This is a genomic window from Intrasporangium sp. (assembly GCF_040414665.1).
Taxonomy (GTDB): Bacteria; Actinomycetota; Actinomycetes; order Actinomycetales; family Dermatophilaceae; genus Intrasporangium.
Window position 1 is genome coordinate 129,261 of record NZ_JBEDUL010000174.1, and the last position, 8,932, is coordinate 138,192.

Sequence of the window (8,932 nt, forward strand, 5' to 3'; positions counted from 1 at the left end):
GATGCGAGCCTTCACCGCCGCTGCTGTCCAGGTCGCCCCGGTCCCGGGTGCGCTGACCAAGGAGTCCATCACGGACAACCTCGACCGCTGCGTCGACTTCACCCGCCGGTGTGTCGAGGCGACGGGGGCCGAGCTCGTCGTGCTGCCGGAGTCGGCGACGACCGGCTTCACGCCCGGGTGCACGAAGGAGGAGCTCTGGGACCTCGTCACGGAGATCCCCGGCGGCATCGTCGAGCCGATCCAGCAGGTGGCCCGGGAGACGGGCGCCCACGTGTGCGTCGGCACGTACGAGCGGGGACCGGAGCGGGGGATCGTGTACAACGCGTCCGTCCTCGTCTCGCCGACCGGCGGCGTGCTCGGCGTCTACCGGAAGACGCACCCGTTCTGCTCCGAGGCCGTTGGCGGCGGTGGTTGGGTCACCCCGGGTGACACGGTCACCGTCTGCGACACCGAGCTCGGGAAGATCGGGATGATCATCTGCTTCGATGGCGACTACCCCGAGCTCTCGCGCATCCAGGCCGTCCAGGGAGCGGAGGTCATCTGCCGGCCCTCGGCGCTGCTGCGGTCGGCCGACATCTGGGACCTCACGTCGCGGGCCCGGGCCTACGACAACCACGTCTACGTCATCGGCGCCAACGCCACCGGGATCGACCCTGCCGGCACCATCTTCTTCGGCAACTCGCACATCGTGACGCCGATCGGCCACGTCGTGGCCAAGGCGGCCAGCCACGAGGGCTGGGTCTCGGCCCGTCTCGACCCGGCGGAGGCGCTCGCCTCGCTGACGCCGGGCTCGAACGTCGGTCAGGGCTTCGACCACCTGCGCGACCGGAACCTCGACCTCATCCGTGGGCACCGCGACGAGCTCGAGCGCGCCGCGAGCAGCTCGTTCTGGCACGACAGAGCGCGGCACGGCAACGACGGCTGAGGGCGCCCCGCCCTGGGTTGCGGATGTCCCGGCACCTTCACGGAGGCTTCACACGGGCACGGCTCGACGCTTCATCGGGGTGAGGACCAGAACGTGGCGAGCCACGCGTCCTCCTTGCTCGTGCTGACGGGCCCAGCCCAGGAGCCAGGAGAACGGGCCGATGAACGGATCCGGCGCGGCGGATTGCGGGCTGCGACGGTGGGTAGGGCGAGCCCATGACGACCGACAGCGCGCACGTCCCGGATCCCTTCCCCCGCCTGGCGATCGTCACCGGAGCAGACTCCGGGATCGGGCGCGCCACGGCCCTGCTCCTCGCGACCGAGGGCTTCGACATCGGCTTGACGGTCCACCGCGACGTGGCCGGCGCCAAGGAGACGGCCCGGGCGGTCGAGCAGCGCGGCCGGCGGTGTGTCCAGGCCGCCTTCGACGCCGCGGCCACCGATGCGGGTGCAGTCGTCGAACGGCTCGCCGGCGACCTCGGTGGACTCGGCGTCCTGGTCAACGTCGCCGGGACCGGCCAGTCCGAGCTTGCCCTCGACCTCCCGCTCGAGACGTGGCAGCACGTGCTGGCGACCGACCTGACGGGCCCCTTCCTGTGCGCCCAGCGAGCGGCGCGGCGCATGGTCGCCGACGGACATGGTGGCCGGATCATCAACGTCACGAGCGTGCACGAGCACGTGCCGCGGGTGGGGTCGTCCGCGTACTGCGCAGCCAAGGCGGGCCTCGGGATGCTGACGCAGGTGCTCGCGCTGGAGCTCGCCGAGCACGGGATCACGGTCAACTCCGTCGCGCCGGGAGAGATCGCCACCGAGATGACCGGCCAGGACGAAGAGGACGCCTACCGCGTCTCGCGACCCGGGAACCCGCTCGGCCGCCCGGGCCACGTCAACGAGGTGGCGTCCGTCATCGGCTTCCTCGCCTCGCCCCGATCGGCCTACGTCACGGGTTCGTCCTATGCGGTCGACGGCGGGCTCATGCTCATGGCCGCCCACGGGCACGACGACGCCGGCTCGGGCTGGCGCCGTCCCTGACGCGTCGGTCCCACCTGAGGTGCCGTGTCCCGGGGAACGAGCCCTGCGGCATACGGCATGCGTGTGGAAGGAAGCCCACGTCTCAGCGTTGGCGTGTTGACCCAGTCCGGCGCGTGGTCAGACCGAGTCGGCGGCCCGGTTCGTCCAGACCCCGGCGGTGAGCCGCTCGTAAGAGCGGGCGACGACGGCCTCGAGCGCGTCCAGGTCAACCTTCTCGAGGTCCTTGATGTAGATGCAGCCGACACCGCTCGTGTGCGGGCCGAGGCGGTCGAGCTCAGCTCGGTAGGCCTCGACACCGTCCATGACATAGAGGGTGCTCGCCTCCTTGCGCGGTGCGAAGCTGGCTGCCGGGGCGTCTCCTTCGCGCCCGCTGGCGTACCGGTAGTGGTACTCCCCGAAACCGATGATGGACCCCCACATCCGAGGCTCCTGCCCGGTCACCCGTTGCATCAGCTCGACCAGTGTGGCGGCATCACGCCGACGCACGGGCGACCGGACGGAGTCGAGGTGGGCCGTCACGTCAGTGTTCACGAGCCCACTGTCCCACCCGAAGAACCGCTTGCGGGGCCGTGCTCTGGAATGCCTTGTGGGGTGTGCGTGGTAGCAGCCCAGTCGTAGATCACCGACGTGCGCAGCAGCACGTCGGCGGCGGAGCGGTTCTCGCGGCTGACGACGACCCAGAACAACACGATGGGCACGAAGACGCAGAGCAGCGCTCGGAGGAGGGCGATGCCGGGACGGAGTCGTCGTCCGCGATGGTCCACCACGCGCAGGCCGAGGAGCCGAGCACCGTAGCTGCGCCCGGTGGTGGCCCAGGCGAGCGTGAGATAGACGGTGAGCAGCCACAGGAAGCAGAGCAGGAGAAGCCCGAACCCGGGCTCGACGAATTGGAAGTCGCGGGGGCTGACGACGTACCTGATCACCAGCACCGCGAGGTAGCCGAGGCCGACGCCCAGGACGGCGATGAACGAGTCGACGGCACCTGCGAGGACGCGGGTGACGATGCCCGCGCGGTGGCCCTGCATCGAGCGGGCTCCCGCGGGCACGACGATGCGCGCCAGCGTGCCACCACCGGGCTCCATGGGCGGCTCCATCAACCTGTCCTCTCAGTGCACGTATCCGTGGCCGACCGCAGGGGTCGGGGCCTGACCGTCCGATGCGATGGGCGTGGTGGCCGGCGTCTCGGTCTCGAGGGACGCAGCGGAAGCGCGGTCGGATCGGCGCAGCAGCCGGTCCACCGCATGGGCGACTCGCTCATCCGCTCGAATGCCCTGGCGCCGCACCTCCAGCAAACCCTCCGAAGCCATCGAGCCGGTCGAGCTGCGGATGATGCCGGGCAGGTCGATGCCCTCGACGACGTACTCGGCCAGGCGGATGAGGTCGATCCTTGCGATCACCGCATCGAGATCGGCCCGGGACATGACCTGGTCGACATCCACGCGGTCAAGCACGGCCTCGAGGTCCGCCCGCGCGACGATCGCGTCCACGTCGACCCGGTCGATGACTGCCTGAAGGTCGGCGCGCGCGACGATCGCGTCCACGTCGACCCGGTCGATGACCGCCTGAAGGTCCACCCGCGCCACGACCGCGTCCAGCTGGACGTGCTCGATGATCGTGTCGAGGTCGACGTGCCGGAGCACCAGCTCGGTTGCGTCCACGCGAGCCAGCACCGCCTCGGCGACCCGGGGAAGGAGCTGGTCGATGAGCCGCGACAGGGCTGCTGCGGCGTGAACCCGCTCCGATCGCCCTCGCGCCTTGAGCTCGCCGGTGCGGGTGTCCCCGATCAGCCGGCGGCCCAGCCTGAAGGGCGCGCGTGCCGCGGCGCTGACCGGTCGCAGCACGAATCTCCCTCGGCTGGCGGCCTGACGTGATGCCCCCAAGGCCACCAGCGCCAGACCAAGTGCACCATCCACGAACGCGACCGACTCTGAGGTCGACGCTCGCTCCAGAGCCGTCGGCACGGGTTGATCGTCCAATGTGGGGCTGTCGGAAGGTGTACTGGACACGACGCCCCTCCTGTCATGTGGCGTGGCGGCTGACATGTCGATCATCCGCCACGACCACCCCGGCCCGCTTCATTCTCAGCGGAGGAGACGATCGACTGGCGATGTCTGGTCCGATCACCACCTCCCATTGGCAGTTTGTGCCAAGGCATCGGCCTCCTCTCGACTGTTGAATCCTTCCCATGACTGCGCGACGGATCAGGATCGGCATCGACACGGGCGGGACGTTCACCGACGTGGTGGCCCTGGACGAGGAGACGGGCGAGCTCGTCACCACGAAGACGCCGTCGACGCCGAGCAACCCTGCCGACGGTTTCATCAACGGCGTCCGCAAGGTCCTGGACCTCATGGCCGCGACGGGCGACGACATCACCGCGGTCTCGCACGGGACGACCGTTGCGACGAACAAGCTGCTCGAGGGCAAGGTCGGGCGGCTCGGCTTCATCACGACCGAGGGGTACGAGTTCATCCTCGAGATCGCCCGGCAGGCGGTGCCGGACGGCTACGGCAATTCGTACTTCTGGGTCAAGCCACCGCGCATCGTGCCGGCCGACCACGTCAAGACGGTCGGCGGTCGCCTCGACTTCGAGGGCACTGAGGTCCGGCCCTTCGACGAGGCCGGGGCCGTCGAGGTGGCCCGGTGGTTCCGCGAGCGCGGGATCACCACGATCGGGGTCTGTTTCCTGCACTCCTACGCCGACGACAGCCACGAGCAGGCGATGCGCGAGATCCTCCGCCGCGAGCACCCCGAGGCGGTCGTCTCGATCAGCTCGGAGGTGCTCCGGGAGTACCGCGAGTACGAGCGCTCCATGACGACCCTGGTGGACGCGGCCGTCAAACCGAACGTCTCCGGCTACGTCGCCAACATCCACCAGCGCCTCGACGACTTCACCCAAGGGGCAAACATCCCGTTCTACGTGATGAAGAGCAATGGCGGCGTCCTCTCCGCCGACGAGGTCGTGCACCAGCCCATCACCACGGTCCTGTCCGGCCCGGCCGCGGGGGCCCTCGGCGCCGGGCTCATCGCCAAGAAGGCCGGGTTCCCCAAGGTCCTCACGTGCGACGGCGGCGGGACATCGACCGACGTGTCCGTCGTCCTCGACGGCGAGCCGACCCTGACGACCGAGGGCACCGTGGGCGCCTACCCGAGCAAGATTCCGATGATCGACGTCGTCACGGTGGGGGCCGGCGGCGGCTCCATCGCCTGGATCTCTCCGGAAGGCACCCTCAAGGTCGGGCCGCAGTCCGCCGGAGCCGACCCTGGCCCGCTCTGCTACGCCAAGGGCGGCACCGAGCCGACGATCACCGATGCCCACGTCGTGCTCGGCCGCATCCCGCCACACCTGCTCGGCGGGGAGATCCCGCTCGACGTCCACGCCGCTCGCGCGGGCATCGAGGCGCTGGCCGAGCGGCTCGGCCTCGACGTCGAGCGCTGCGCCGCCGGCGTTCTCGAGATCTCCGCCTGGAACCAGGCCAACGCCCTGCGCCAGGTGTCGGTCAAGCGCGGCCTCGACGTCCGGGACTTCATGCTGACGACGTTCGGCGGCTCCGGCTCGCTCCTCGCCTGCCGCCTCGTCGACATCCTCGGACTCGCGGGCGTCGTCGTGCCCCAGAATCCGGGCAACGTCTCGGCCTTCGGCCTGCTCACCGTCGACGTCAAGAACGACTACGTCCAGACCGCCGTCGCGCGCCACGCGACCCTCGACCATGCCGCCGTCCAGAAGACCTTCGACGAGCTGACCGACCGCGCCGCGAAGGCGCTCGACGCAGAGGGCTTCCCCCGGGACGCGCACCGCTACACCCGCACCGTCGACCTGCGGTACTTCGGCCAGGCGTACGAGGTTCGCGTGCCCGCCCCCGCCGGAACCATCGATGAGCCGTATGCCGCTGACGTGGCGTCCCGCTTCCACGACGGGCATCGGGCCCTCTACGGCTACGACTTCCGCGACGACCCGACGCAGCAGGTCGAGTGGGTCAACCTCCGGGTCACCGGCATCGGCCCGATCACGCGGCCGGAGCTTCAGGAGCTTCCTTCGGCCGCAGCGGATTCCGCTGGCCCAGAGGAGCGCGCGCTCAAGAGCCGACGCCCGGTCTGCTTCGAGGCCACTGACGGGTACGTCGACACGGGCGTGTGGTGGCGAAACGACCTTCGCGCCGGGGACACGATCCAGGGCCCGGCCATCATCGAGGAGTTCGGCTCGACCGTCCCCGTCCACCCGGGCTTCGTCCTTCGCGTCGACGACCTCGGCAACCTCGTCATCACAAGGTCCGCTGCCGCAGACCCAACCACGCTCTCGGACCCGGAGGCCTGACATGTGCCTGTCCTGCCAGACCGCCCACATCAAGCTCGCCCCCGCGGACGGTGCCGCTTCGAGCGGCGGCCAGCTCAGCGGCATACGGCACGGGTCGACCGAGCCACCGGAGAACCCAGCCGGCCTGCCCACGGCGTACGAGCACGGCAACCGCCTGATGCCCGAGGGCACGTCGGTCGACCCGATCATCATCGAGATCGTCCAGGGCACCTTGGCGAGCGTGGAGATGGAGGTCGAGACGGCCATCTCGCGGACCTCCCGCTCCCCCATGATCCGCGATGCGCACGACTTCCGCGCCGGGATCCACGACCGCCAGCTGCGCAAGCTCACCGGGCGCTCGTACTCCGCGCTCGTCCACCCGATCGTCCGCGACTTCCCGCTTGCCGGGATGAGCGAGGGGGACGTCTTCTTCCACAACGACGTCTACGAGTCGGAGGGCGGCATCGGACACCTTCCCGACCTGTGCGTCACCGTGCCCGTCTTCCACCAGGGCGAGGTGGTCGCGTTCGTCCAGGCGTTCGGCCATCACGACGACATCGGCGGGGCCGTCCCAGGGTCCATGCCGAGCGATGCCCGGAGCGTTTTCGAAGAGGGCCTCTCGGTCCCACCGATCAAACTGTGGGACAAGGGAGTTGCCAACAGGTCCGCCTTGCGCATCATGACCCGCAACAGCCGGATGCCCGACTCCCTCGCTGCCGACCTCGACGCCGAGTGCTCGGCCTGCCTCATGGGCGCGCGGCGGCTGTCCGAGCTCTTCGAGCGCTACGGCCGCGACACGGTCGAGGCGGCGTTCGACGCGATCCTCGACAGGACGACGGAGACCTACCGGCGCGAGATCCTGTCCAAGATTCCCGACGGAACGTACGTGTGGGAGGACTACGCCGAGCACGACGGGGTCGACGAGCCGCAGCTGCACACCCAGCGGATCACCCTCACCAAGACGAGCGAGGACGGCGGCAAGATCGTCATCGACTTCACCGGGACGAGCCCGCAGGCCAAGGGCCCGATCAACCACTGCGGCGACTACGTCGGCGGCAACTTCCTCAAGAAGTGGCTCGCGCCGATCCTGCGCAACCTCGCCGACACGCCCGAGCGGATGGCCGAGCTCGACGTCAACGAGGGCGTCGTGGAGCTGATCGACATGCGCTTCCCGCCGCCGGGGACGCTGCTGACACCCGTCTTCCCGGCGCCGACCAACGCGCGCACGTTCGTGATCCTGCGGCTGCTCGGCGTGTTCGCGGGCGCCCTGGCGCAGGCCGTCGACGGGCGCATGCCGGCCGACCAGGAGACGATCCGCTACACGGGCATCACCGGTCGCGACGCGAGCGGCGAGTGGTACCTGTACCGCGAGATCCTCGGCGGCGGCTCGGGCGGCCGCTACTACGCCGACGGCTCGGACACGATCCACATCGTCCCGGACTCCAAGAACCTCCCGGCCGAGTTCGTGGAGTCGCGCTACCCGGTGCGCGTCGAGCACCTCGGGCTGCGGATCGACTCCGGCGGCCCGGGCGAGTTCCGCGGCGGGCTCGGCTACCGCAAGGACATCCGCGTGCTGCGCGAAGCGACGTTCATGTCGGTCGCGGACCGCTCGAGCCTCGCCTGCTGGGGCGTGCGCGGCGGCAAGGCCGGACTCCCGTTCCGCGTGACGATCGACCCGGGAGGGGCGAACGAGCGCGTCCTGGCCGGCCTGTGCGACGACGAGCCGATCGCGGCCGGCGAGCTCGTCCGCATCGAGACGACGGGCGGGGGCGGCTGGGGAGACCCGCTCGACCGCGACCCGGAGCGGGTCGCGGTCGATGTCCTGCAGGGCAAGGTCTCGCCCGAGTCCGCGCGCGACGACTACGGCGTCGTCGTCGGCGACCCCGACGCCACGACGCGGCTGCGCGAGGAGCTGCGGGCCGCGCGCGGCGAGCCGGCCTTCTTCGACCGCGGCGCCGGGTACGCGAGGCTCGCGAGCGCGGCGAGCCACGCCTCGACGACCAGCGCGGCGACGCCGAGCGGGTTGGCCCAGTCGCCGACGTCGTCGTCGGCGCCCGGCAGCCCGGTGGACCGGCTCAGCACGTAGCCGGCGATCGGGAGCGCGGCGAGCCCGAGCACGTACGCGGGCGCGCTGCGGTCGAGCCCCTGGGCGAGCCGCACCGCGGCGATCCCGCACGCGCCCGCGAGCGCCATGAACAGCCAGAAGACGCCGCGGGTGTCGCCCCACTCGTCGCCCGCCGCGGCGACGTGGAGCGCGGCGACGGCGAGCAGCCCGCCGCCCGCCGCCGCGCGCCAGCGCCCGGCGGCGCGCGACGGCGGGGCGGGCAGCGCGATCGGCACGAGCGCGGCCACGGCGACGAGCTCGGCGGCGATCGCGATCTGGACGGACGGGCGCAGGACCGACTCCTGCCAGCCGAACAGGCCGATCGTCGGCGCGGCCGCGAGGCCGGCGAGCGCGCCCGCGCTCACGAGCGCGCCGGCGGCCGCCGCGAGGCGGCGGTGGCGGGTGGTCGCGAGCAGCGCGACGGCGACCGCGGTCGAAGCGACGGCGTCGGCCACGAACAGCGGACCGATCCACGGCACGGCGTGGAAGATCGAGCCGAGCTGCGCGACGTGCACGGCCGCGGCGGCGAGCAGGGCCGCCGCACCGGTGATGGTGAGCGCGCGGGTCATTGGACCGTG

Annotated in this window: 7 protein-coding genes; 4 read left to right on the forward strand and 3 right to left on the reverse strand. The window is 71.0% G+C overall.

Translation table 11 applies throughout. From position 1 onward, the window contains the following. Nucleotide 1 precedes the first annotated feature (1 nt). Entirely contained in the window at nt 2-925 is a 924-nt protein-coding gene (locus ABF401_RS19975; protein WP_353511345.1) for a carbon-nitrogen hydrolase family protein, read from the forward strand. A 215-nt stretch (nt 926-1,140) separates the two neighbouring features. Then, nucleotides 1,141-1,956 carry an SDR family oxidoreductase gene (locus ABF401_RS19980; protein ID WP_353511346.1) on the forward strand — a complete coding sequence of 272 codons (816 nt, stop codon included), beginning with the start codon at nt 1,141-1,143 and terminating at the stop codon, nt 1,954-1,956. Nucleotides 1,957-2,073: 117 nt separating this feature from the next. On the opposite strand, the gene ABF401_RS19985 is transcribed toward ABF401_RS19980, so the two are convergent. The 3 genes from ABF401_RS19985 to ABF401_RS19995 are packed head-to-tail and all read right to left on the reverse strand — an operon-like array spanning nt 2,074 to nt 3,797. Next, nucleotides 2,074-2,487, reverse strand: a complete 414-nt coding sequence (locus tag ABF401_RS19985) for a DUF1801 domain-containing protein (protein WP_353511347.1) — start codon at nt 2,485-2,487, stop codon at nt 2,074-2,076. Then, nucleotides 2,484-3,038: an RDD family protein gene (locus ABF401_RS19990; RefSeq protein WP_353511348.1), complete on the reverse strand. Its 555-nt coding sequence runs from the start codon at nt 3,036-3,038 to the stop codon at nt 2,484-2,486. The genes ABF401_RS19985 and ABF401_RS19990 overlap by 4 nt, the downstream gene beginning before the upstream one ends. 24 nt (nt 3,039-3,062) lie before the next feature. After that, nucleotides 3,063-3,797 (reverse strand): hypothetical protein, encoded by a 735-nt coding sequence (locus ABF401_RS19995; protein ID WP_353511349.1) that lies wholly within the window; start codon nt 3,795-3,797, stop codon nt 3,063-3,065. 344 nt (nt 3,798-4,141) lie between these two features. Between ABF401_RS19995 and ABF401_RS20000 the strand changes: the two genes are divergently transcribed. Together ABF401_RS20000 and ABF401_RS20005 are read left to right on the forward strand one after the other, a co-directional pair. Next, entirely contained in the window at nt 4,142-6,271 is a 2,130-nt protein-coding gene (locus tag ABF401_RS20000) for a hydantoinase/oxoprolinase family protein (protein ID WP_353511350.1), read from the forward strand. 1 nt (nt 6,272) lies between these two features. Beyond that, a complete protein-coding gene (locus ABF401_RS20005) occupies nt 6,273-8,336 on the forward strand; it encodes a hydantoinase B/oxoprolinase family protein (RefSeq protein ID WP_353511351.1) in 2,064 nt (687 codons plus the stop codon). The last annotated feature ends 596 nt before the right edge of the window (nt 8,337-8,932 follow it).

What these genes read in the sequence shown, in the direction of transcription:
- ABF401_RS20000 (WP_353511350.1), top strand. Translation starts at nt 4,142, where the DNA reads ATGACTGCGCGACGGATCAGGATCGGCATCGACACGGGCGGGACGTTC.
- ABF401_RS20005 (WP_353511351.1), top strand. Translation starts at nt 6,273, where the DNA reads ATGTGCCTGTCCTGCCAGACCGCCCACATCAAGCTCGCCCCCGCGGAC.
- ABF401_RS19990 (WP_353511348.1), bottom strand. Translation starts at nt 3,038, where the DNA reads ATGGAGCCCGGTGGTGGCACGCTGGCGCGCATCGTCGTGCCCGCGGGA.
- ABF401_RS19980 (WP_353511346.1), top strand. Translation starts at nt 1,141, where the DNA reads ATGACGACCGACAGCGCGCACGTCCCGGATCCCTTCCCCCGCCTGGCG.
- ABF401_RS19975 (WP_353511345.1), top strand. Translation starts at nt 2, where the DNA reads ATGCGAGCCTTCACCGCCGCTGCTGTCCAGGTCGCCCCGGTCCCGGGT.